This is a genomic window from Priestia sp. P5_B4 (assembly GCF_056400385.1).
The window spans coordinates 1-558 of record NZ_JBFULJ010001495.1 but is presented as its reverse complement, the minus strand read 5'-3'; the positions used below and the strand labels follow the sequence as shown (position 1 = coordinate 558).

The window sequence follows — 558 nt, the reverse complement described above, 5'->3', positions numbered from 1 at the left end:
TCTCTTTTTACTTCTAGCAGCCATGCCATATGGTTGATGCCTGCGATTTTCTCTTGTATTCCTTCATGATTCATTCCGAGAGAATCAAACAAATCTTTTGTACATACTTGAACACTGTGACAAAGGCCTACCGTCTTTACATTGGTATAGCGCAGCATTGCACCCGTTAGTGTTGCCATTGGATTGGTGTAATTTAAAAACAGCGCATCTGGACATACTTCTTCAATATCTTTTGCAAAATCAAACAGGACCGGAATCGTGCGCAGTGATCTGAAGATTCCTCCAATTCCTACTGTATCTCCAATCGTCTGACGCAAGCCGTATTTTTTAGGAATTTCAAAATCAATGACGGTGCTTGGTTTGTAACCGCCTACTTGAATGGCGTYAATCACATACTTCGCTCCTGTTAAAGCTTCTCTGCGGTTCAAATAGGCTTTAACCGTAATATTCACTTTATAGTTTTCTTTTAGATTGTTTAGCATATTTTCCGAATCTCTTAAACGCTCAGCATCTATATCGTATAGCGCAAATTCAAAGCCAGCTAAAGCAGGCACAAAC

The 558-nt window shown here is 39.9% G+C and carries 1 protein-coding gene; it reads right to left on the bottom strand.

From position 1 onward, the window contains the following. Nucleotides 1-558: family 4 glycosyl hydrolase (locus tag AC1DRF_RS31800; RefSeq protein ID WP_477742803.1), on the bottom strand; the 558-nt coding region annotated here is incomplete at both ends.